At 59.7% G+C, this 21,084-nt stretch carries 22 protein-coding genes; 14 read left to right on the top strand and 8 right to left on the bottom strand.

Translation table 11 applies throughout. From position 1 onward, the window contains the following. The first annotated feature begins 13 nt into the window (after window positions 1-13). The gene (locus IB277_RS07385; RefSeq protein ID WP_034794300.1) at window positions 14-1,000 is read left to right on the top strand and encodes a copper chaperone PCu(A)C; all 987 of its coding nucleotides are present in this window, start codon (window positions 14-16) and stop codon (window positions 998-1,000) included. Between the two features lie 22 nt (window positions 1,001-1,022). On the opposite strand, the gene IB277_RS07380 is transcribed toward IB277_RS07385, so the two are convergent. Next, on the bottom strand, window positions 1,023-1,379 hold the full coding sequence (locus IB277_RS07380; protein WP_034794298.1) for a hypothetical protein: 357 nt from the start codon (window positions 1,377-1,379) through the stop codon (window positions 1,023-1,025). A gap of 199 nt (window positions 1,380-1,578) precedes the next feature. Between IB277_RS07380 and IB277_RS07375 the strand changes: the two genes are divergently transcribed. Further along, window positions 1,579-2,007 (top strand): nuclear transport factor 2 family protein, encoded by a 429-nt coding sequence (locus IB277_RS07375; RefSeq protein ID WP_060585136.1) that lies wholly within the window; start codon window positions 1,579-1,581, stop codon window positions 2,005-2,007. Here IB277_RS07375 and IB277_RS07370 read toward each other — a convergent pair. After that, entirely contained in the window at window positions 2,004-2,318 is a 315-nt protein-coding gene (locus tag IB277_RS07370; protein WP_060520771.1) for a chaperone modulator CbpM, read from the bottom strand. The two genes, IB277_RS07375 and IB277_RS07370, sit on opposite strands and share 4 nt — an antisense overlap. Window positions 2,319-2,321: 3 nt before the next feature. Next, on the bottom strand, window positions 2,322-3,236 hold the full coding sequence (locus tag IB277_RS07365) for a DnaJ C-terminal domain-containing protein (RefSeq protein ID WP_090293829.1): 915 nt from the start codon (window positions 3,234-3,236) through the stop codon (window positions 2,322-2,324). A gap of 227 nt (window positions 3,237-3,463) precedes the next feature. Here IB277_RS07365 and IB277_RS07360 point away from each other — a divergent pair, with 227 nt between their 5' ends. Continuing rightward, window positions 3,464-3,706: a hypothetical protein gene (locus IB277_RS07360; protein WP_060520773.1), complete on the top strand. Its 243-nt coding sequence runs from the start codon at window positions 3,464-3,466 to the stop codon at window positions 3,704-3,706. Window positions 3,707-3,899: 193 nt separating this feature from the next. Continuing rightward, window positions 3,900-4,025 (top strand): hypothetical protein, encoded by a 126-nt coding sequence (locus IB277_RS38615; protein ID WP_255380881.1) that lies wholly within the window; start codon window positions 3,900-3,902, stop codon window positions 4,023-4,025. 91 nt (window positions 4,026-4,116) lie between these two features. Here the strand turns inward: IB277_RS38615 and IB277_RS07355 are convergent, their stop codons facing one another. From IB277_RS07355 to IB277_RS07340, 4 genes are all read right to left on the bottom strand, one after another. Continuing rightward, a complete protein-coding gene (locus IB277_RS07355; protein ID WP_090293828.1) occupies window positions 4,117-5,790 on the bottom strand; it encodes an ABC transporter ATP-binding protein/permease in 1,674 nt (557 codons plus the stop codon). A gap of 25 nt (window positions 5,791-5,815) precedes the next feature. Further along, window positions 5,816-7,135, bottom strand: a complete 1,320-nt coding sequence (locus IB277_RS07350) for a glucoamylase family protein (RefSeq protein WP_110819177.1) — start codon at window positions 7,133-7,135, stop codon at window positions 5,816-5,818. Between the two features lie 124 nt (window positions 7,136-7,259). After that, a complete protein-coding gene (locus IB277_RS07345; protein WP_192370934.1) occupies window positions 7,260-9,716 on the bottom strand; it encodes a phosphoketolase in 2,457 nt (818 codons plus the stop codon). 205 nt (window positions 9,717-9,921) lie between these two features. Beyond that, entirely contained in the window at window positions 9,922-10,587 is a 666-nt protein-coding gene (locus tag IB277_RS07340) for a CBS domain-containing protein (protein ID WP_060600651.1), read from the bottom strand. Between the two features lie 238 nt (window positions 10,588-10,825). On the opposite strand from IB277_RS07340, the gene IB277_RS07335 reads away from it, so the two are divergent. From IB277_RS07335 to IB277_RS07305, 7 genes are all read left to right on the top strand, one after another. Further along, complete coding sequence (locus IB277_RS07335; RefSeq protein ID WP_192370933.1) at window positions 10,826-11,995, top strand: site-specific integrase; 1,170 nt, start codon at window positions 10,826-10,828, stop codon at window positions 11,993-11,995. Between the two features lie 319 nt (window positions 11,996-12,314). Continuing rightward, complete coding sequence (locus tag IB277_RS38610; protein WP_192370932.1) at window positions 12,315-12,518, top strand: AlpA family transcriptional regulator; 204 nt, start codon at window positions 12,315-12,317, stop codon at window positions 12,516-12,518. Between the two features lie 219 nt (window positions 12,519-12,737). Then, window positions 12,738-13,307, top strand: a complete 570-nt coding sequence (locus IB277_RS07325) for a hypothetical protein (RefSeq protein ID WP_192370931.1) — start codon at window positions 12,738-12,740, stop codon at window positions 13,305-13,307. A gap of 3 nt (window positions 13,308-13,310) precedes the next feature. Then, entirely contained in the window at window positions 13,311-13,586 is a 276-nt protein-coding gene (locus IB277_RS07320) for a hypothetical protein (protein WP_192370930.1), read from the top strand. Next, on the top strand, window positions 13,564-15,912 hold the full coding sequence (locus tag IB277_RS07315; protein ID WP_192370929.1) for a DUF3987 domain-containing protein: 2,349 nt from the start codon (window positions 13,564-13,566) through the stop codon (window positions 15,910-15,912). Before IB277_RS07320 ends, IB277_RS07315 begins: the two co-directional genes overlap by 23 nt. 225 nt (window positions 15,913-16,137) lie before the next feature. After that, complete coding sequence (locus tag IB277_RS07310; RefSeq protein WP_210339591.1) at window positions 16,138-16,548, top strand: hypothetical protein; 411 nt, start codon at window positions 16,138-16,140, stop codon at window positions 16,546-16,548. Next, the gene (locus tag IB277_RS07305) at window positions 16,548-17,723 is read left to right on the top strand and encodes a hypothetical protein (RefSeq protein ID WP_192370927.1); all 1,176 of its coding nucleotides are present in this window, start codon (window positions 16,548-16,550) and stop codon (window positions 17,721-17,723) included. Before IB277_RS07310 ends, IB277_RS07305 begins: the two co-directional genes overlap by 1 nt. A gap of 658 nt (window positions 17,724-18,381) precedes the next feature. On the opposite strand, the gene IB277_RS07300 is transcribed toward IB277_RS07305, so the two are convergent. After that, on the bottom strand, window positions 18,382-18,564 hold the full coding sequence (locus IB277_RS07300) for a DUF3606 domain-containing protein (protein ID WP_192370926.1): 183 nt from the start codon (window positions 18,562-18,564) through the stop codon (window positions 18,382-18,384). A gap of 16 nt (window positions 18,565-18,580) precedes the next feature. Here IB277_RS07300 and IB277_RS07295 point away from each other — a divergent pair, with 16 nt between their 5' ends. From IB277_RS07295 to IB277_RS07285, 3 genes are all read left to right on the top strand, one after another. Next, the gene (locus tag IB277_RS07295; RefSeq protein ID WP_192370925.1) at window positions 18,581-18,916 is read left to right on the top strand and encodes an HNH endonuclease; all 336 of its coding nucleotides are present in this window, start codon (window positions 18,581-18,583) and stop codon (window positions 18,914-18,916) included. Window positions 18,917-19,007: 91 nt separating this feature from the next. Next, window positions 19,008-19,472, top strand: coding sequence for a terminase small subunit (locus IB277_RS07290; protein ID WP_192370924.1), 465 nt, complete (start codon window positions 19,008-19,010; stop codon window positions 19,470-19,472). 75 nt (window positions 19,473-19,547) lie between these two features. After that, on the top strand, window positions 19,548-21,062 hold the full coding sequence (locus IB277_RS07285) for a terminase large subunit (RefSeq protein ID WP_371813571.1): 1,515 nt from the start codon (window positions 19,548-19,550) through the stop codon (window positions 21,060-21,062). Window positions 21,063-21,084: the final 22 nt, after the last annotated feature.

Below are 21,084 nucleotides of genomic sequence, written 5' to 3'. Positions count from 1 at the left end.
AGGAGATTCCGACATGACAAAGACCAGGATCGTTTCGCTTTCGCTCGGCCTTACCCTTGCCGCAAGCGGCATCGCCCACGCCCATGCCACCTTCGAGAAAGACACGGCGCCGGTGGAGACCACCTTCAAGGCGGTGCTGCAGGTTCCGCATGGCTGCGACGGCAAGCCGACGACGGAAGTACAGATCAAGCTGCCGGAAGGCTTCGTTTTCGCCCAACCGCAGCCGAAGCCCGGCTGGGAAATCGAGATCATCAAGGGCGATTACCAGAAGACCTATGACAATCACGGCAAGAAGGTCTCGTCCGGCCCACTGGAGATCCGGTGGAAGGGCGGCAATCTTCCCAACGAATACTACGACACCTTTGTCGTGCGCGGCAAAGTCTCGGGCTTCGACAAGGAGACAGTGCTGGCCTTCCCGACCACACAGCTTTGCGGCACCGAAGGCAAGGTCGTCTGGGACCAGGTGGCTGCCGAGGGCCAGAACGCACATGACCTGAAAAGCCCGGCACCGACCGTAACGGTGACGATGGCCGATGCCGCCGATCCGCACGCCGGCCATGGCGGACATATGGCTGCGGCCGGCGGCTCGGCGAAGGTCGGCGATCTCGATATCTCCGGTGGCTCGGTGAAGGCCATGCTGCCGGGCGCCAAGGTCGGCGGCGGCTTCCTGACGATCAAGAACGGTGGGGCAGGTGAAGACCGGCTCGTTGCTGTCGAGAGCCCTGCGGCCGCGCGTGTCGAGATCCACGAGATGAAGATGGAAAACGACGTGATGCGGATGCGCAAGCTCGACGACGGCGTGGCATTGCCGGCCGGCGAAACGGTGGAGCTCAAGGCCGGCGGCCTGCATCTGATGTTCATGGACGTGAAGACGCCCTTCAAGGAAGGCGATACGGTTCCCGTCACGCTCGTCTTCGAAAAGGCCGGCAAGGTCGATGCGACGTTCCCGGTCGGCTCGGCCAAGGGCGGTGAGGCAGCCGGCGGCCAAAAGCATCATTGACCCGAGAAATCGCGATACCGCCTCAGGCGGCGTCGCTTTCATCCTCCTGGCCGGCGGGTTCATCCTGCCGGCCTTCGTTTTCCTGCTTCTCGGAACCGCCGTCGTCATCGCGCATGAATTCGAGATAGCGGCGCAGGGCTTCGGCTTCCGAGCGCTCCGGCAGACGGCCGTCGGCCGTGGCCAGCATGAAGGAGAGGGGCAGGGCGCCTTTGGTCTTCGGGATCGAGACCGGCGTCAACTTGGGCTCTTCGGTGCGCCGCGCCGAGAGCAACGTGATCGCTTCATCGGTCGGACCGTCGCCACGCACACGTGCAGACGGCTTCAGCGCTTCCGCCGCATAAGCCGCCGTCGTTGCGGATACTGTGACGACCTGTGTCACGTTTTCTCTGCCTTCCCGTTAGCAATCCATTCTTGTCGCTCAGTTTCACCTGAAGGCGGGTAAAAACTGGTGGTTGCATTTTAGGAAAACTCTAACGATGGTCACTGCGAGCGGTGCGAAGCGGGGCGGAACACCACTAATACTTGCGCGATCGCTAAAGTTAAAACACACTCGTTCTAATAGAAACGGGGAGGCTGTCATGACTGAGCGAAGCATGCTGGAATTCAGGGTGCGGGCCCTTTATCTCGCCCGCGATGTCAACGACCTCGACACCATGATGGCGCAACTCGATCCGAACTTCAGCTTCCGCATCGTGGGAAGCGGCAGGCTCGGCACGTTGGCACTGGCCGTCAACACGCCGGAAACAGTGCGCGACAGTTTCTCGACGCTCGTCAAGAACTGGGACCTGAGCGAGATGGAGATGGTCGGCTGCTATGCCGATGGCGATACCGTCATCGTCCACCGCGCCGGCTTTGTTCGCTTCATCCCGTCGCAGACCCGCGAGCGAACCGAAATCATCGACAAGTTCACGTTCCGGGACGATCGGATCGTCGACCTTACGGAGTTCGTCGATACCCTGTTTGTCGCCGAAACGATCGGGCTGCTGAACGAGCCGGCCGTTGCCTAATCCTCCTCGGCGCTCGACAAGATGAGCTTTTGAACCGCCGGCTCCTGGGAGCGAATGGCGTTCATCAACACCGCTAGGCGACCCCGTAGGCTGTGGACCTGGTCGAGCAGTTGCATGGCCACGTCGACGCCGTTGTCATTGACCCCCATGGGGCCCGTCAGATCCTGGATCAGCCGCGCGCGCGCAAGGTCGGCATCCTCGAACAGCCAGCCGGCGTCAGCCTCCTGGGGCATCAGCCAGCGCTGCTCGACCCAGATGCGCAGAACCTTGACCTCGATATCGAGATGTTCGCAAAATTCACGGTCGTTCATAGGTCATCCTCCCATGCCCTTGCGCGGATCTTCCGTCTTGCCGGCGGCCCAGCCTTCGACGAAGGCGGAAAGCGCCGGGTCCGGGGCCTGCGGCAGCACGATCTTCAGGCTGACATAGGCATCGCCATGGCCACCGCCCGGCTTGTGCAGTCCCTTGCCCTTCAGCCGAAGCGTCTTGCCCGTGTTGGTGTGCGGAGCGATCGAAACGTTCACGGCACCATCGATCGTCGGAACGCGGATCTTGCCGCCGAGCACGGCCTCGCTCAGCGATATCGGCACCTCGTAGCGCACGTCGTCACCATCCGTGGCAAAGAGCGGATGCGGGCGGACGCGAATGTCGATCAGCGCGTCGCCAGCCGGTGCGCCGTCGCGACCCGGTTCTCCCTTGCCGCGCAGCCTCAGCGTCTGGCCATCGCGCGTGCCGGGCGGAATGGTCAGGTCGAGCGCAGGTCCGCCGCCGGGCAGGGTGATCTGGGTCTTGGTGCCATTGGCCGCGTCGAGAAATGCGATCTCCATCGAGAAATGGGTATCGCGACCGCGCTGGCGCTGCTGCTGCCCGCCCGCGCGCCGTGAAAAGAAGCTCGAAAAGATATCGTCCGCTTCGGCGAAATCAGAAAAGCCATGCGCGCTTTCGTAACGTGCCCCCGCATCGCCTGATTGGGCATAGTCGCGGTAGTAGTGCCGGGGCGGCGTTTCCGCTCCGGTCTCGTCTATCTCTCCGCGATCGTATTTTCCGCGTTTGTCTTCGTCTCCAAGCAAGGAATAGGCCGCTGAAACCGCCTTGAAGCGGTCCTCCGCGCCCTTGTCTCCCGGATTGAGATCCGGGTGCAGCATCTTGGCAAGCTTGCGATAGGCGCTCTGGATGTCCTTTTGCGTCGCGTCGCGGCTGACACCGAGCGTTTCGTATGGGCTCGTCATGCGATCTCCTTTGGGCGAGCGCGGATCGACCACGTTCCCCGAGCCTTGCCGGGCCGGCGCGTGCGTCTTCAATCGCTCGCCTAAAAGCATAGAGCAGATTTGCGCCCGCGACAGGGGCGAGACGCCGCGCGAACTCCACCATTTCGCGAATGAGAGCGGTCTGCTACAATCCGCCGCGCAAATGCACGCTTAAGGGGCGTAGCGCCCCGAAGCTTCGGGAGGTCGAAATGTCCGTCCGCCTGCAACTCGCGATCATGGTCGGCCTGATGATCAACGCCATCCTGTTCGCCATCGGGATCCTGATCGTTCTGTCGGTACCGGCCCTCACGGCCAACGCCAAATATGCGATCCCGATCGTGGTCGTCAGCTGTTTCCTCGTCACGCCGTTCATCGCCTGGATCATGGCGCCGCGACTTCGGCTGCAGTACTGGAGAGAGCGCGAACAGACCAACCGGCAGCGCCCGATCTAGGCGACCTATTCATCCATTGTTGACCGTGTCCGGATTGCCGCCCCATAGCGGGCGGCAATCGTTGAAGATTGCATCTTCAACGATCATAGATTTTGTTATACCACCATTTTAGTACTTGTTTTCTAACCGGCTCCGCCTCAGATTCTCCCAAGTCTCAAGGACATAGCCGGCATGCAGGCCAGAAGGGGACTTCATGAGAACGATCGTATTGTTGCTTGCGCTCACCACGCTGGCCGCCTGTTCACAAACCTACAATGGTCCGCCGCGGGTCGTCGGCGGTGATGGCGACTACTACCAGGGCATCGTCGCGCCGCGGTAGGTGCCGGCGTCAGAATCGGTCATTGGGCGATCGCTCAGGCGGGGCATGCCGGTCAGGTCTCGGCCTTGAGTGCGTGCCGGGATGGGGCTGATCAAGTCCGATCGTCTTTCCACGTCCAGCTGCCATCCTCCCGGCAATCCAGGAAGGCGCCGTAAAGGTCGCGTGTATCGCCTTCCTCGCCGTTGTTGATGCAGGTGATCGAACTCTGGCGGAGAAGGCTCAGGGTGTTGCGCAAGGCCTCACGACCAAGCGTTGCCTCGATCCGGTCGAGAAACACATACCGTGGTCTGGCGAGAAGCACCTTGGCGAGGGCCAGGAGTTGCTGGTCGCCCAAGGACATATCCCGATCCTGTTCCTTCTCCAGCCCCTCGGCGCCATCGGCGAGCCCACCGAGACCGAGGCTGCGCAAGACATTGAGCACCTGGCTATCGGAGATGCCTTCGGAACTTCCAGGCGGCAGAAGATATTGCCGAAGAGGACCCGGCGGCAGATAGGGTCGTTGCGGCAGAAACATCAGACTTTCCGGGCGCTCGATCCGCCCGGTGCCGGCGGTCGGAATTCCCGCGGTGGCCCGGAAGAGGGCAGCCCCCGCGGCCGCATGCGGCCCTGAGATCAGCACAGGCGTTCCCATTGGGATCGACAGCGACAGATCGCGAAGCAATGGGTGGGTGACTGCCGATCCCAGCGTTACCTGGTCAAAGGCCAGATCGCCGTCTTGCTTCACCAGTTCGATGCACGAGACGCTGCTTTTTCGGCTTTCCTCGATTGCCTCCAGCAAGGCGCTCAGTCGAGAAACGACGACGGCGAAATTCGAGATCGAATTGAACTGCCTGACGATCAGCGAGAATGCGCCGACAAGCATGGCGAAGGCTGCACCTGATTGGGTAATCACCCCAAACTCGATTTCGCCGCGCATGAAAGCCGGAGCGATGATCAAATCCGGGATGATCTGGATCATCCAGTTGTAGCCGCTGGTAAAAAAGGCCAGGTTGCGATTGACGGCGGTAATCGTCAGGATGTTGACGACCAAGGCATCGAGGCGATCTAGCAATCGCGTCTTCTGCTGCCCCTCGACGCTGGTCACCATCACCGCTTCTGCGTTTTCGCGCAGGTGCATGAGGCTCGACCTCAAGTTCGCCTCCCTGTCGAGCCGCTCATAGTTCAGGCCGATCAGCGGCCGACCGAGCACGATCGTCATATACGAGCCGCAGGCGGCATAGAAAACAGCGACGACAAACAGCAGCGGGCTGATCGACCAGAGCACGCCTGAGAACGTCACCACCGTCAGCGTGCTGCTGAACAGCATGATGATGTAGGAAAGCGTGGTGACAGTGAACGCCTGGATGTCCTCCGATATCCGCTGGTCCGGATTGCTTAGCGTCCCCGAGACTTCCACGCGATAATAGGTCTCCTCCTCCAAATAGAGATCGACGGCGCGTCTCGTCATGAATTCACGCCACAGCAGCGCCAGCCGTTCTTCGACAAAACGTGCGATAACACCGGTCACGGTGAGAACGGCAAAGACGCAGACGTAGAAAACCGCTTGCCGAATGAACTCGCTCATCTGGCGCTCGGCGATCGCCGTCATGAAGTTTCGGCCGACGTAGTTGTTGACGACGTTGAGGCCGTTCAGACCGAAAAGCAGCGCAATAAGCCCGGCAAACATCAACTTGGCACGGCCTCCGACCTCGGAGGTCAGCAGCATCCGGACAGCCCGTGCGAAGCGAAGTGCGGTTGTTCTGATCGGCACTGGCTGGCTGTCCATCAGAGTACCTTTGTTGCTTTGGCCGTCAGAGCCAGCCGCCGGAGAAGCCTGCCCGTCGCAATCCCACCACCATCGGCTCGCAGCGGCGCATGATGTTCCACAGCAGGCCGGTCCTGTAGTTCTCGATCATCAGCACCACGGGGCCTTGGTCGATGCCGAAATGATAGGGGCTGACCCACCAGCCGGATTCGGTTCCTTCCGCCGGAAAGCTGCGGTTGAAGGAGGGCCTGAAGCCGTAAAGCCTGGTCATGCCGAGATCCATACGGGCACAATTCCAGACCGTCGGTATGACGATTTCCGGCGCGAAGGGCAGGGAGGCGACGACTGCCCAGGGCGACACGGTCCCATCGTCAGGACCGAAGGGGGCGCCGCGGGCGATGTAGTCGAAGAAATCCCGCTCGACACCGTTCACCGTGCGCTTGGTCCAGCCGGGACCATCGCTTGCGGTGAAGCCCCAGCAATGCTCGCCGTAGCCGACGAAATTCAGCGGGTTGCGGATGGCATATTCCTGCTGGACGAAGGTCGCGTGGCGACTGTTCTGGAAATAGTCGCTGTTGTGCTCGCGCATGAATTCGTCGCGGATGCCGCGGAAATCGACCCACATATGCGAGAGCTGGTGGGTGAAGAGCGGTCCCGAATAGAGCAATTCGCGCCCGTAAAGGTTCCGCCAGTCGTAGCTTGCGGTATAAGCCGCATAGGCTTCCGGCGGGAGCGGGTGGGTCGGTGAGCCGAGGCCGAGGATGTAGAGGAGCAGGCCCTCGTCGTAGCCGCGCCAGCGATAGGGGATGAAGCCGTTTTCCGGCCGCCAGCCGTGGGTGAGCGTCAGGCCGTGATCGCAGGCCCAGTTCCAGTCGGCTCGTTCATAGAGCGCGTTTGCCACCCTGCGGATTTCAACTTCTTCGGCGCCATCGCCGTCGAAATAGGCGGCCACTGTCAGAGCACCCGCGAAAAGAAAGGCGGAGTCGATCGTCGAAAGCTCGCACTCCCAAACGCGCCTGCCGGTTTCGATATCGAGGAAGTGGTAGAAGAAGCCCTTGTAGCCGGAGGCGTCGGGTTCCGGTCCCTGCGGGCACTCCAGGAGAAACTGCAAGCGCCGACGCGCGATCTTTGCGGCAAATTTGCGGATGACGATGCCGCGCTCGACCAACACCGGGATCGTCGCGAGCGCCATGCCGACCGCGGCGATGCTTGCGGGCGCGTCTTCCTGCGTCTTGTCACGGACCAGGCCGTTGTCCGGGTTGGTGCAGTGGAGATAGTAGAGCAGCGTCGTGAACTGCAACCGGGCAAGATCCTGCTCGGTCGGCATGCGGTTCAGTTCGGGATCTGTCGACAGCAATTCCGACATGGCAGCCAGCCGCAATGAGGATGAGGGTTCGTTCGTGTCGTGTGCGCGAGACGCTCCTTGCGGAGCGGCTCGCAAGCCCAGGCAAGCCGGGCAGGGTGATCGTCAATCCAGCCGTGCGCGGGCCTTAGACATTGTCCCCTTCGGTCGATGTCCCAGCCTTGGCAGGCTGCACCCCGTTAACGCCCCATTTCCAGCCGCTGATCGAGGGCATGTCGTCGCCATGCTTCTCGATATACTCCCGGTGCTCGATCAGCTTGGCCTGGATCGCCTGCTTGAAGTAGGCCGCCCGCGCGCCGAGCTGCGGCAGGCGATCGATGGCATCGCCGGCCAGGTGGAAGCGGTCGAGTTCGTTCAGCACCACCATGTCGAACGGTGTCGTGGTCGTCCCTTCTTCCTTGTAGCCGCGAACATGCAGGTTGCCGTGATTGGTGCGGCGATAGGTGAGGCGATGGATCAGCCACGGGTAGCCGTGGAAGGCAAAGATGATCGGCTTGTCCCTTGTGAAGATGCCATCAAAGTCGCTGTCCGAAAGGCCATGCGGATGTTCTTCCGCCGGCTGCAGCTTCATCAGGTTGACGACGTTGACGACCCGGACCTTCACTTCAGGCAGATGCTCGCGCAGCAGCTGGACGGCGGCGAGGGTTTCCAGCGTCGGAGTGTCGCCGCAGCAGGCCATGACGACGTCCGGCTCACTGTTGGCGTCGTTGCTGGCCCAGTCCCAGATGCTCACACCCATGCTGCAATGGCGCACGGCCTGTTCCATCGTCAGCCATTGTGGGCCCGGCTGCTTGCCGGCGACGACGACGTTGACGTAGTTGCGGCTGCGCAGGCAATGGTCGGTGACCGACAGCAGCGTATTGGCATCCGGCGGCAGGTAGACGCGGACGACCTCAGCCTTCTTGTTGACGACATGATCAATGAAGCCCGGATCCTGATGGCTGAAACCGTTGTGATCCTGCCGCCAGACATGGGAGCTCAGGAAATAATTGAGCGACGCGACCGGCCGGCGCCAGGGGATCTCATTGCAGACCTTCAGCCACTTGGCGTGCTGGTTGAACATGGAATCGATGATGTGGATGAAGGCTTCGTAGCAGGAGAAGAAGCCGTGGCGCCCGGTCAAGAGATAGCCTTCAAGCCAACCCTGGCATTGATGCTCGCTCAAGACTTCCATGATGCGGCCATCCGGTGAGAGGTGATCGTCCTCCGGATAGATCTCGGCCATGTAGCAGCGGTCGGTGACCTCGAGCACATCCTGCCATCGGTTGGAGTTGTTTTCGTCCGGGCTGAACAGCCGGAAGTTCTTCGCATCCATGTTGTTCTTCATCACGTCACGCAGGAACTTGCCCATCACGCGCGCCGCTTCCACGGTCGTGGCGCCGGGGCTCGGAACGTCGACGGCGTAGTCCCGGAAGCCCGGCATTTTCAGGTCGCGCAACAGCAGGCCGCCGTTTGCATGCGGATTGTCGCTCATGCGGCGATGTCCGGATGGGGCGAGCGCCGCGATCTCGGGCTTCAGCCGGCCCTCGTCACTGAAGAGTTCTTCCGGGCGATAGCTCTTCATCCATTGTTCGAGGATGCGGATGTGCTCGGGCTTGTCCATCTCGCCCATCGGCACCTGGTGCGCGCGCCAGTAGTCCTCGCATTTCTTGCCGTCGATTTCCGGCGGGCAGGTCCAGCCCTTTGGCGTGCGGAAGATGATCATCGGCCAGGCCGGGCGCTTCAGATTGCCCTTGATGCGGGCATCGTCCCAAATCTGCCGGATTTCGGCCGTCGCCGTATCGAGCACGTCTGCCAGTTGCTGGTGGACCTTTGCCGGATCATGCCCTTCGACGAAATAGGGTTTGTAGCCCATGCCCTCGAAGAACTTCTTCAGCTCGTCGTGCGGAATGCGGGCGAGGAAGCACGGATTGGCGATCTTGTAGCCGTTCAGGTGCAGGATCGGCAGAACACAGCCGTCGCGGGCAGGGTTGAGAAACTTGTTGCTCTGCCAGCCCGTCGCAAGCGGCCCGGTCTCGGCCTCGCCATCGCCGACAATGCAGGCAACGACCAGATTGGGATTGTCGAAGGCGGCGCCATAGGCGTGGCTGAGCGCATAACCAAGCTCGCCGCCCTCATGGATGCTGCCGGGCGTTTCCGGCGCCACATGGCTCGGGATGCCGCCGGGAAAGCTGAACTGCTTGAACAGCCGCTGCATGCCTTCGGCGTCTTCGGCGATGTTCGGATAAAACTCCGTGTAGGTCCCTTCCAGATAGGCATGCGCCACCAGAGACGGCCCGCCATGGCCGGGACCGATGATATAGATCATGTCGAGGTCGTCGCGTTTGATGACGCGATTGAGGTGCACGTAGAGCATGTTGAGGCCCGGCGACGTGCCCCAATGGCCGAGCAGGCGCGGCTTGATGTGCTCGCGCTTCAGCGGCTCGCGCAGAAGCGGATTGTCGAGCAGATAGATCTGCCCGACCGACAGATAGTTCGAAGCGCGCCAATAGGCGTCCATCAGGCGGAGTTCGTCGGCCGATAACGGTGCTGCTGATTTTCCGGATGCCGTCTCTTTCATCGATGCTGTTTCAGGCGAAACCATCTGAGCCTCCCGGTCAAAAGGACCTATGCTGAAATTCCCTCCAGCTTGCCGTCGCGCAAGCCATCGCAGTCTCTCGAATTCGCTACGGTCGTTGCTGTTTTTTCTGCGGCGGGCAGGATGGTGGAACGCTTGAAGTACGAACGACAGCAGCAGGAATACGCTTGCAGCGCCGCGGACACAGGCCGCGGCGGTCTCGACACATATCTTATTGCGGATAGGGCTCGGCGTAGTGCTCGACCACGCCGCGAACGCCGCGCACGTTCTCAGCGAGGATGCGGGCCGCCTTACGGCAATCGGCGGTATCTACGTTGCCCCAGAGGTGCACGATGCCGTCGGTCACGGCGACCTTTATGTCCAGGCCTTCAAGACCGGTATTTTCGCCGATGCGCACCAGGATACTGCGCCGGATGGCTTCGTCGCCGGCCGCCGTCTCGTCTTGCTTTGCAGACAAGATCGCCTGCAGCAGATCGGCGCGACTGACGATACCGACAACAAGGCCGTTTCTAAGCACCGGTACACGCTTGATGCCGCGCTCCCGCATCAGAGACGCAACGCGCGCGACTGAGGCATCCTCATCGATGGTCACGGGATTGGCCGTCATGGCATCACCGACCCTCCAGGAGGATCGGCGCACATAGGCGCTCGCCCGCTCGTCCGCGGCCCCGGTCGGGTCGGCGACCGGAATGCCGCCGCCAAGCTCGCTCCGGCGAATGAGGTCGCCTTCGCTGATGACGCCCACCAGGGCTCCATCACCGTCGACCACGGGAAGGCCACTGACATGATTGTCGAGCATAATCCGGGCCGCCTGCCTGACGCTGTTGTCAGGGGACAACTTGACGACCGACGTCGTCATCACATCTTTAACGCGCATGTCGATCCCGCTCCCCAAAGGACTTGGCACCGTCATTACGCTTCGTAAGGTAGTCCCATCTCGTCGGTTCGACAACTAATGGGTGGAGAAAAGGGAAATGGCGGACAGGGTGTCCGCTGCTCCGCCGTTTTCTTGGGATATTTGGCCCGTATCCTACTGAGGTTTATCATAAATTCCGTATGTTCCATCTGTCCGTTATGATAACCGTCATAGAAATATAGACACGACGGAGGCTTTTATGGCGCGCAACAAGTTGTCTGAAACAAAAATTAAGGCACTCACGCAGCCCGGCATTTATGGCGACGGCGACGGGCTATACATTCGAGTACAAAAGTCAGGTTCGAAGAACTGGGTCTTCGTGTGGCGCCGCGGAGACAAACGCAACGAGCTTGGACTCGGTGGGTATGGGCAGGGTACTGCACCAGTCTCGTTAGTCCTGGCTCGGGAAAAGGCGGACGTTATTCGCGGGCAACTTGCTCGAGGGGAAGATCCGCGCGCTGATCGGATTTCCCCCAAGCCGAAGACGTTTAAGGACTGCATGGATGATCTACTGCAGGCGAAGGAATCTGAATGGACAAATGAAAAGCACGCCGATCAGTGGGTAATGACTTTGCGCGACTATGCAAAGCCTCTTCACGATCTACCAATCGCCGACATTGTGATAGGCGACATCAAAGATTGCCTCATGCCGCATTGGACTGAGCGGCCAGAAACTGCGGAACGGTTGCGCGCCCGGATTCAAGCCGTCATCGATTACGGCATCGCGCATGAATGGCGCACTGCTGGAAATCCGGCACGATGGAAGGGGTTGCTGGAAAAAGTCATGCCCAAGCGGCAAAAGCTGACCCGCGGGCATCATGCGGCAATGGCAGTCAAAGAAGCGCCCGAGTCTGTCGCGAAGCTTCGCAAGTCCAAGGGCAAGGCGGCTCGGGCGGTTGAGTTCTTGATCTTGAATGCCAATCGCACCGCCGAGGTGCGCGGCGCGCTTTGGCCAGAGTTCGATTTTGAGGAGAAGCTCTGGGTCATCCCGGCCGCCCGAATGAAGAAGAAGCGTATTCATCGAGTACCGCTTTGCCAACGCTCTCTCGGTATCCTCGAAGAAATGAAGCAGAAGGCTACCGGTGATCTGGTGTTCGAGGGCGCCAAAAGCGGGTCACCGATCAGCGATTCTATGATGACGAAGGCCCTACGAGCCGCTTCCAAAGATAAGGCTGTCACACTTCATGGGATGCGATCGACGTTCCGTGACTGGGCCGGGGACTGCACCGACCACGCGCGAGAGGTCATCGAAGGTGCACTCGCACACATCGAGGGGGATGCAACAGAACAGGCCTACCGTAGATCTGATGCAATCGAGAAGCGACGGGCGCTATTGAGCGATTGGGAACTATATCTCACGAAATCCTAGTTGTTTTACAAATGCGTCAAGCAGTTTATTTCTCCGCCAAGCAAATAATTCCGTTGGGAAAAATGTAAATCGGTCCTATGTAGTCCATACAGGCGCATTTGTGGTGGATGCGACTTGTAGCGGGGTGGTGCCCGCGATCCCGGCTTCGCCGGAATAAGTTGCAGCACATGGCTGCCGGCAATGGGTCCTCCGTGTGGATCGGCGCCTGAGGCGTCAAGCAACATCATCCCGGCCATGGCGCGCCGGTCACCAAACCTTCTCGACACAACCCTATTTGAAACGACGCAAGGATTCTGTCCGCGCGCCGGAGAGGAGCACCATGTCCCCAAGCAATGACAGCTACGCATTGATTTCACTGAAAGACACCTGCGCTCTCACGAGCATGTCGAAGACGATGATTCACCGTCTCAGGTCAGAAGGCAGGTTTCCAGCCGCGGCTGAGCTTGGAGAGAAACGCATAGCGTTTTCTCGCCAAGAAGTTCATGACTGGATCGCACAGAAACTTGCTGCTCGCGCCGCCTAGTCATTGACGATACTTCAGCGTCAACGGTTAATACTTGGCGCGTCACCGGAGACCGAAGAACGCCAAGACTGCCATGACGATCACAACAAGTCCGACAATGTAAATAATCTGGTTCACGATCGCTCCTCCGTTTTGTTCGGAGAATGAACGGATCAGATCGCATCTAAGTTCCATTTTCAACCACCAGCCGACCGGCGCCATCGCCGGCGAGGAGGACTCTTGACGCCTGCGAAACGCATTCGTGGATACGCATTAGCAATCGACCATCACCGAGACAGTGCGTACTTTCTGGACGGCTCGCCCGTCTTGGCGCCGGAGACGGTTGTTGCCAACGACAATCTGTCCCGTCGCCTCCAGTTCATTGAGAACCCAGGCGCTCGTTTGGACACATCCAGATGTCGGCGCGTAATTGGAGATGTGTTCTGCGCGGACCACCATACCGCAGCGTTCGTGCGTGAGGCAGTCGCGGAGAAGCTTGCTCGAGAAACAGAAGAGGCCGCAGCAAACACCTTCCGGATCTTCGGTGCGGACATTTGCGAAGTCGGTGGCGAGACAGTGTTGAAACTTGCAGCCACGAGGGCGCGAGACAGCCAAACGCTTACTTTCGATTTGGTTCTGCAGAGCGGCAACCCCACGCGAGAGCGGCAAGGGCAGTGGGAATTCACCCGCCTGTGCAAGGCCGTGGGGCTCACTGAGGTAAATGATTGCGAACTTTTGCACGGGCTCCGAGCCACTTTTAAGGAGCTCCCGGACGGATCCGTCGATTTTCGTGCGCCGAAAGCGGCTTAGCAGATGAAGGTCCTGAGCATTAAACCCGCTGCCAACTCTGGCGGCGGGACGGTCAAAGCCATTGCTACGTTCGATCTCGCGCTGTCGGAAGATGTTCGCGTTTACGGTCTCCGACTGATGCGGGGACCTGACGGCCGATACCTCACTTACGCACCCAACGGTAATGGAGGTCGGCTCCTCGCCACCTTCTCACCGGCACTGGCCGCCCAAATCACCACCGCAGCGATCAACGAACTCGAGAGGCAAGCGACAGCCAATGGCACCACTTCCAAAAATTGACACCGCGCCTGCGGCCGCGTTTGACGAGGCTGCGATCCGCGCGCACGTCGAGATGCTGCATCAGCTGGCCGCAGGTCTTGTCGGCAAGTTCGTTGTCTCGACGTTCTTCGCTAATCCGACAGGCGAGGATAAGGCGGGCGGCATCATCAGCCACCACCCCGTCGGTGATGCGGACGGCATGTTCGACGCCGTCATGGCTCATGCAGAGACGCCGAATGCCAACGTCTACATTTGCCCGAACCTGATGCGGCCGTCGCTCGAGCGAGGTAAGAAGGGAGCCGAGGCGGACGTTGCAGCGGTCCTTGCGCTCGTCGCCGACATGGATGACGACACCGGGCGGTCTGGCCATATGCCCATCGATCCTAACTACGTCGTGGAAAGTTCGCCTGGCAACTTCCAATGCTTTTTGTTGTTGGACAAACCACTTGCGCCTGCTGAAGCCAAGCCGCTTGCTGCCGCATTGAAGCGGGCCGCAGGCTCCGATCACTGCACCATGGACGTCAGCCACGTTTGGCGCGTTCCTGGGTGTCTGAATTGGCCAAACCGGAAAAAGCTTGAACGAGGGCGGCCAGCGGACCCAGTTGCTGTCGAAGTCGATCTTGACTGGGATGGCTCGCTCACGTCGGTAGAGGAACTTCGCGCCGCTCTAGAGCCATGGTGGTCCGCACCGACGGCAGCTTCGGCCGTGTCGCTGGGCGTTTTGCCGTCGGCGGATGGCATTGAGCTCTCCGAAACAGCGGCCTCTATGCTTGCAGCTGATGACGTCGGCGATAGAAGTGAGCATGCCGCGCGCGTCGTCGAGCAACTGGCCTTCGACGGGCTGACCGCTGAACAGGCCTGCGCGGTCTTCTTAGCTGCGACCGGTAACTGGTTTGCACGCTACGCAACAAAGGACGCTGGAAAGGATTTCACGCGTCTCTGGGGCAAATACGGAACTCCGCACGCCGAGGAGCGTGAGCGTGGAGCCCAAGCATCGGCTGGCATTGTTGCGAAATTCAAATCCTCTGGCACTACACCGGTGCCCGCCAACGACAATTTACCCGCCACGGGAACGCCGGCGATGCACCCCAATCCGTTTACACCGGAAGCCGCTGGCGGCCTCCTGGAGAGCGTCGCGACGTGGGTGAACGACACAGCCATCGTGCCCGTTCGTGAGCTTTCCCTGGCGGCTGCTATCGCGTTGCTCGGCGGCTGCTTCGGCAAGTTGGCGATCGGCCCGACGAATGCTGGTGTGAACATCTACTTCGCGACGCTGCTGGATACCGCCGGAGGCAAAGGGCACCCGCCGAAGGCGATCCGGACACTGTCTGACCAATGCGGGGCGCAGGGATGCGTCAGCAACGGGGACCCGACCAGCTATGCCGCAATCGAACGCATGCTTCGCAAGAGTATATCGACTGTCGCGGTTCTGGACGAATTCGGCATCCTGCTCCAAGACATAAACGGGAAGCACCAGAATTCCGCTTCCGCGTCGATCAGGAAAATGCTGCTGGCCATATTCGATCAGTCGAACTCGGTATTCGACGGACGGATCTATGCGAACGCGGAGACCAAGAAAGATGACGGGCCGCTAGTAGGTCCGGCGCTTACCGTCCTGGCGATGACGACTCCAAGCACCCTGTACGCCGGCCTAAGCACCGCATCGATATCTGACGGCTTCATTAACCGCTTCGTCTTCGTAACTGGCGCGCGCATCGATGGCGCCATCAAGGTTCCCAGGCTTGATGTCGACTTGAAACCGCCAAGTCCTCTCGTGGCGTCGCTTCAGAACGCCATCCAAGGTTTTCCGAAATCGACGAAGGCTGGATCCAAGTACAAGATCCCGTTCGAGGGCGGCGAGCAGGGGGAGGCGTACCGGCGGTGGGGCGAGGTTTTCTTGTGGCAGCATCGCGACGGACGCGACGAGACGTACAAGGACATCGATGCTCGTGCCGCAGAAAATACAGTCCGGCTTGCTACCATCAGAGCCATCAGCAGGGACGCTCGGAAACCATCGATAACGCTCGACGACGTCGAGTGGGCTTGGGCCATCGTTTACCGATCGATCGAGTTGATTGCGACAGGCGTGTCCCGCCACATGTCATCGAGCCCCGCAGAGGCGCTGCGCAAGTGCATCGTGGAGGTACTGCGAGAGGCTCCAGACCAGACAATCGCCTACTCGTCGTTACTACGCCGGAAGGGGGTCCGCGGGAGCGATCTTCGTGAAGTAGATGGCGCGCTGCAGTACCTGATGGAGAGCGGCGAGGTCAGGATCCTTGGTCGCCCCAAGCCAGGCGCCGGAAGCAAGTTCCAACTGCTCCATTTGGCAACGGAATTGGCAGCGTAGCAACGGGGCGCCAGTTGGCCCTCAATACCGTGGCAACGGTTGCCATCTATTGCCACGATTTAGCAACGAAAAAACGTATATATATCAAACAGATATATATAAAAAATATCTCTATTGCCATATTGCCAAGAAGCTTCTCAAACCAGATTCCGGGTCCTTCTAACCCGTCTCTGAATCCATGTTGGCAACGTGGCAATACGGCAACGGCGCAAAGAAGGAGGGATGATGAACATCGAAGATGACGGTGACATTCCAACCCGCATATCAAGATACACCTTCAAGGACCGCGATCGGGTGCGGCGCGAGATATCTGACTTGATGGGCTGGCTAGAGAAATCGCGCCGCAAGGACAGATTTGATGTCGTTCGGCTTTCCATCGAGGAACTGTTCTTAGGCCTTGAAAGCAGAGTCCTTGATCATTTCCGCGACTACGTTGGAGGTCCTGATTTCATTCACAAGGATGAAGCCTGGCTGGCGGCGTGCCGGCAACGCGAGTTCGTCAAAGAAGTTTGCGCCAGGATGGTCGAAGGGCCAGACGAAGAGCCGACACCCGAGAGTGAGGCGATCAGGGAAATGGACGTCGGACCCAGCATTAAGGTCATCCCGGACTACAGCAAAAGAAGGATTCAGTTGTAATGGAACGCACGACCACCGAACACCGCGCCGCTGTTGAAGCCTGGCGCGCTACCGCCCCCAAACACGATCATGAGATCTTCGGGAGGAGATTAAAGACAGAGAAGCCACGCCATCGGGGCTTCTCTGAGCTTTCCGCCTTGCTGGCCATGCGCAATCGTCCGGATGGCGTTCTTGAGGGTGTGGTGGTTGCTGAGCCGGCAGCTCCTGTCAAATCGAACTGGCGGCTCATGCCGGCGAATGACAACAACCCACCGGAGGACGGATACGGCGCAGAACGCGCGGTCGAATACGTCCCATCGGAGCAGGAGCTCGAAAATTCATACGCCAAAGTCGTCGTCAGGTATCGGCGTGAGCCCATGATGTTGGCGGGCGGTCGCCACGAGTCCCAACGGGCAGATCGGGAAATTCACGCCATCCCGGTAGCCGGCGATTTCGAGTACGGCACCCACGTCGACGAAGATGGCGGTGAACACAAGGTGATCGTTCGCATTGGCAATCTTCGCTTCAGCGACGGGTCCCAAACTGAGAAGGGCCAGAAGCTTGTCATGGACAAGGTCGTCGACGCACAGATCGATATGCCCGTAGGCGCCATGCTCGGCACGAGGGAAAAAAGTAAACGGGACAAAGGCGGCATTGAGGATGCGTCGGGCAGCAACTCGCATTACCGCTGGATGGTAGGCGCCGCTCGCGCGGCCAAGCCTCCAAAGCTTCGCCCTCGAAAGCAAGAACGCGAGGTGACGACAAAATCACAGGATCGGCAGATGCTGGCGGATGCCTACGCCAACACGGCGGTTCTGCCGACAGTCCTCAAGTGCCCAGACGGTTTTCCGGCCAGCCCTGCAAACCTGCGGCAGTTGTTTATTGCTGGGCGGAAAGGAAAGAACGGCGAAAGTGGCTCACAGGCGTGGGAGGACATCTATACCGAGAAGGAAAACCGAGAGAAGTTCCAGCGAGGACTAGACGCTATGCAGGACGAACACGTTCGGGTGCTGACTGAAGCTATGACGGCTAAGAGCCTTGCTGAGCTCGGAGAGAAGCGGGGGTATCGTGGTCGCCACGCAATCGATGCTGGGCGACGACTACTCCGAGCTGCGAACGACAACTTCGTGAAAGCGATGGAATTGGCCGAGTACGGAGCCGAACCTGAGAAGAGGGAAGGTTCTCGCAAGTCATGACCCTATGAAGGTGAAGGGACAGGGCAGTGGCCTTGTCCCACACCTTTCCGGGCGCACAGACTGTTGCGACGGACCCGAGGCCGCGTGCGAGCCTTGGGTAACTATTGGCAAGGCAGAGCTTGGTAACCTCTGAAAAGGTTGGCGGTCCCTCGTGCGCTGGCCGTTCCTTGCCCTTTTATCGGCAGTTCTAAGGCTTGGCCCGCGACATCGCCTCGTTGACCAGTTTCGGTGCTGAGGTGGCTGCCAACTACTTGATAGAACGACGAAAATTCGGATAGCGTATACACTGTGCGCATTCAGCTCCCCTATAACGGGGGAGCTGTTTTTATGATCATGACATTTCCTTGAGGCCATGCGTCTCCCCGGCTTCGTGCCGGGTAACTATCTGCGGGGCAGGAAATTGTAACTCCTGTCTTCGTCAAAGACCTGCTGCTGGCTGTCAAGCTGGCGCAGGCACCAACAAGACCAGACACGCTTCCACATAGCGCACCCCGTCTGGTTGCTCTTTGCCCATCTACGGCTAGATGCCAGCGGCTTGGACGCGGCATTCCGTGGGCATTCCCCATCTCCTGGCGCTATCCTCCTCTGGCGACGGGTGATCATGCGGCTGCTCCCTTAACTGGTTGAGCAGCCGCTCTTGTTTCCGCATCGGCACTCGTTATCCCTTCAGTCGACTGGCCGCTTTGTCGGCCGCGTCGCGGTCGTTTCCATGCTGTTTAATAATGCGGCGTGCATCCGTGGGTTGAATTCCGTGCTTCCTTGCGAAGTAGTCGAGCTCATACTTCTGGGTGCCCGCGACCAGGCGGCGGTCTGCCGCGGTTTTCTTTTTGTCATCTGCCATCAGAGGCCTCCTTTCATTGACAGAAGAACAACGCAAACGGGAATCCAGAGTTCCGAGTAGCGCGCGCGATGCGTGGCATCACCTCTACGACACCGCGCTTTGGAAGCGTTTGCGCCTGCATCAGTTGGCGCAAGAGCCGCTGTGCCGCTTCTGCCTCCTCGTCGAGGATGTGACCGAAGCCACGGTCGTTGACCATGTTCAAGCTCACAAGGGCAGCATTGAGCTCTTCAGTGACCCAGCCAATCTGCAGTCACTTTGCAAGCCATGTCATGACAGCCTGAAGCAACGCATCGACCGAGGCACCAAGGTCGCGATTACAGGCGTCGACGGCTACCCCATCGAGGTGGGGTAGGGGGCGGGTCGAGGTCTGGGCCGATCCGTAGCCCTACCGGTGGCCTAAGCAAGTGTTAGCGCTAATACAGATTTTTCTATGAGGTTCAGCCATGGCAAAGCGAAAGGCGCGCATCGATAGCGCAGCCGAAGCGGTGCGCGTCATGGCCAAGGCCACGGCGGAAATTGAGCCGCCAGATAATGTGCCGCTCGATGAAGGCGACCAACCATTCTTTCAAAACGTCATTGCGGAATTTGCTCGTTCGGAATGGTCGGCTCATCAGCTTGAGCTTGCAGCGATGCTGGCCAGAACGATGGCCGATCTTGTGCGTGAGCAGAAGTTGCTCCGCGAGGAGGGTGGCGTTGCATATTCCGACAAGGGGACGCCGGTGGCTAACCCTCGAAAGTCAATTGTGCAGATGCACGCCAGCAGCATTCTTTCCTTCCGTCGATCTCTGTCGCTTCACGCGCGCGCGCAAGCGGGCGAGGCAAGAGACGCGGCAAAGCGTAGATCCGCCGCGAAGGACATTGAGGGCGACAACCCACTAGAGGACGATTTGCTGGCGCGACCGGGCTGAAGGTGAATGGCCAAGAAGCCAAAGCAGCGTACGCGCGGTGAACGCGTCATAGCCTTCATTGAGAAATATTGCCTCGTGCCGGAAGGCACGCTGCTCGGCAAGCCAGTCAAGCTTCTGGATTTCCAGAAGCGCTTCATTCTCGCCGTATACGACAACCCGGCCGGCACTTCGCGCGCGTATCTCTCGATTGCGCGAAAGAACGGCAAGACCGGTCTGATTGCATGTCTACTGCTGGCGCACATCGTCGGCCCGGAAGCATATCAGAACGGCCGCATTGTCTCCGGCGCCAGGTCGCGAAAGCAGGCCGCTGAGGTTTTCAACTACGCCGCCAAGATGATCATGATGTCGCCGGAGCTCACGAAGCTCGCGCGTATCGTGCCGTCTGCCAAGATGATCGTTGGCCTGGCGAAGAACGTTGAGTATCAGGCGAGCTCCGCAGAAGCGAAGAGCGCACACGGTGGCTCGCCTATCCTGGCAATCCTCGACGAGGTAGGTCAGATCAAGGGACCGACCGACGATTTCGTCGAGGCGATCGAAACGTCGCAGGGCGCCTATGAAGGGCGCGCGATGCTGTTTGCGATCTCGACGCAGGCGGCAACGGACAACGATCTTTTCTCCCGCTGGATCGATGACGCTGAGACGTCGAAGGATCCGCGCATCGTTAGCCACATCCACAGCGCGCCGAAAGAGTGCGAACTTAACGACCGGTCTGCATGGGCGGCGGCGAATCCGGCGCTTGGCATCTTCCGCTCGACCAAGGACATCGAGGACTTCTCGCAACTCGCGATGCGCATGCCGACGAAGGAAGCCAGTTTTCGCTGGTTGTTCCTGAATCAGCGCATTGATGCATCGGCGCCGCTGTTCTCGCCTAGCGTCTGGCGGGCATGTGGCAGTGAGGTTTCGGCCTTCGACGGCCTGCCTGTTTTTGGCGGGCTCGACTTGTCGGAAGTGTCCGACTTGACCTCATTGGTGCTTATGGCGCCGAAGGAGACCGACACAGGCACGATCTGGTACGTGAAGCCTACGTTCTGGCTTCCCGGTGACAGTCTGCGAGACAAAGCCAAAGCCGACCGCGTGCCATACGACGTTTGGCATACGCAGGGGCTGCTAGAAGCAACGCCTGGCCCGACCGTCGACTATGAGTTCGTTGCGCATTACCTGCGCGGACTGTTCGATACTCTCGACATCCGCAAGATTGCGTTCGACCGATGGAACTGGCGGCACCTGAAGCCTTGGCTGCAGAAGTCTGGCTTCACAGAAGAGCAGCTTGACGGCGACGATGCGGTATTTGAACCGTTCGGCCAGGGCTATGCCTCGATGTCGCCGGCGCTCCGTGACCTTGAAAGCCTCGTGCTGAACAAGCGTCTGGCCCACGGCGAGCACCCGGTGCTCAACATGTGCATCATGAATGCGACGGTTAGGCCAGACCCGAGCGGCAATCGCAAACTCGACAAGCAGAAATCTCGCGGGCGCATCGACGGCGCCGTAGCCCTCACCATGGCGGCTGCAATGGCCGGCACATACGAGGGGGCCGCATCGACGCACAGCCCATGGGACGATCCAGAATTCTCACTCAATAAGGCGGCATAAATGGCTATAAAAGACTGGTTTG

Source organism: Ensifer sp. ENS07 (assembly GCF_014852185.1).
GTDB classification, from domain to species: Bacteria; Pseudomonadota; Alphaproteobacteria; order Rhizobiales; family Rhizobiaceae; genus Ensifer; species Ensifer adhaerens.
Note: the sequence above shows the minus strand (reverse complement) of the source record. Positions and strands in the feature narration are given on the sequence as shown.

Excerpts from the sequence above, each read along its gene's own strand:
- IB277_RS07385 (WP_034794300.1), top strand. The coding sequence starts at position 14 with ATGACAAAGACCAGGATCGTTTCGCTTTCGCTCGGCCTTACCCTTGCC.
- IB277_RS07375 (WP_060585136.1), top strand. The coding sequence starts at position 1,579 with ATGACTGAGCGAAGCATGCTGGAATTCAGGGTGCGGGCCCTTTATCTC.
- IB277_RS07370 (WP_060520771.1), bottom strand. The coding sequence starts at position 2,318 with ATGAACGACCGTGAATTTTGCGAACATCTCGATATCGAGGTCAAGGTT.
- IB277_RS07365 (WP_090293829.1), bottom strand. The coding sequence starts at position 3,236 with ATGACGAGCCCATACGAAACGCTCGGTGTCAGCCGCGACGCGACGCAA.
- IB277_RS07360 (WP_060520773.1), top strand. The coding sequence starts at position 3,464 with ATGTCCGTCCGCCTGCAACTCGCGATCATGGTCGGCCTGATGATCAAC.
- IB277_RS38615 (WP_255380881.1), top strand. The coding sequence starts at position 3,900 with ATGAGAACGATCGTATTGTTGCTTGCGCTCACCACGCTGGCCGCCTGT.
- IB277_RS07355 (WP_090293828.1), bottom strand. The coding sequence starts at position 5,790 with ATGGACAGCCAGCCAGTGCCGATCAGAACAACCGCACTTCGCTTCGCA.
- IB277_RS07350 (WP_110819177.1), bottom strand. The coding sequence starts at position 7,135 with ATGTCGGAATTGCTGTCGACAGATCCCGAACTGAACCGCATGCCGACC.
- IB277_RS07345 (WP_192370934.1), bottom strand. The coding sequence starts at position 9,716 with ATGGTTTCGCCTGAAACAGCATCGATGAAAGAGACGGCATCCGGAAAA.
- IB277_RS07340 (WP_060600651.1), bottom strand. The coding sequence starts at position 10,587 with ATGCGCGTTAAAGATGTGATGACGACGTCGGTCGTCAAGTTGTCCCCT.
- IB277_RS07335 (WP_192370933.1), top strand. The coding sequence starts at position 10,826 with ATGGCGCGCAACAAGTTGTCTGAAACAAAAATTAAGGCACTCACGCAG.
- IB277_RS38610 (WP_192370932.1), top strand. The coding sequence starts at position 12,315 with ATGTCCCCAAGCAATGACAGCTACGCATTGATTTCACTGAAAGACACC.
- IB277_RS07320 (WP_192370930.1), top strand. The coding sequence starts at position 13,311 with ATGAAGGTCCTGAGCATTAAACCCGCTGCCAACTCTGGCGGCGGGACG.
- IB277_RS07315 (WP_192370929.1), top strand. The coding sequence starts at position 13,564 with ATGGCACCACTTCCAAAAATTGACACCGCGCCTGCGGCCGCGTTTGAC.
- IB277_RS07310 (WP_210339591.1), top strand. The coding sequence starts at position 16,138 with ATGAACATCGAAGATGACGGTGACATTCCAACCCGCATATCAAGATAC.
- IB277_RS07305 (WP_192370927.1), top strand. The coding sequence starts at position 16,548 with ATGGAACGCACGACCACCGAACACCGCGCCGCTGTTGAAGCCTGGCGC.
- IB277_RS07300 (WP_192370926.1), bottom strand. The coding sequence starts at position 18,564 with ATGGCAGATGACAAAAAGAAAACCGCGGCAGACCGCCGCCTGGTCGCG.
- IB277_RS07290 (WP_192370924.1), top strand. The coding sequence starts at position 19,008 with ATGGCAAAGCGAAAGGCGCGCATCGATAGCGCAGCCGAAGCGGTGCGC.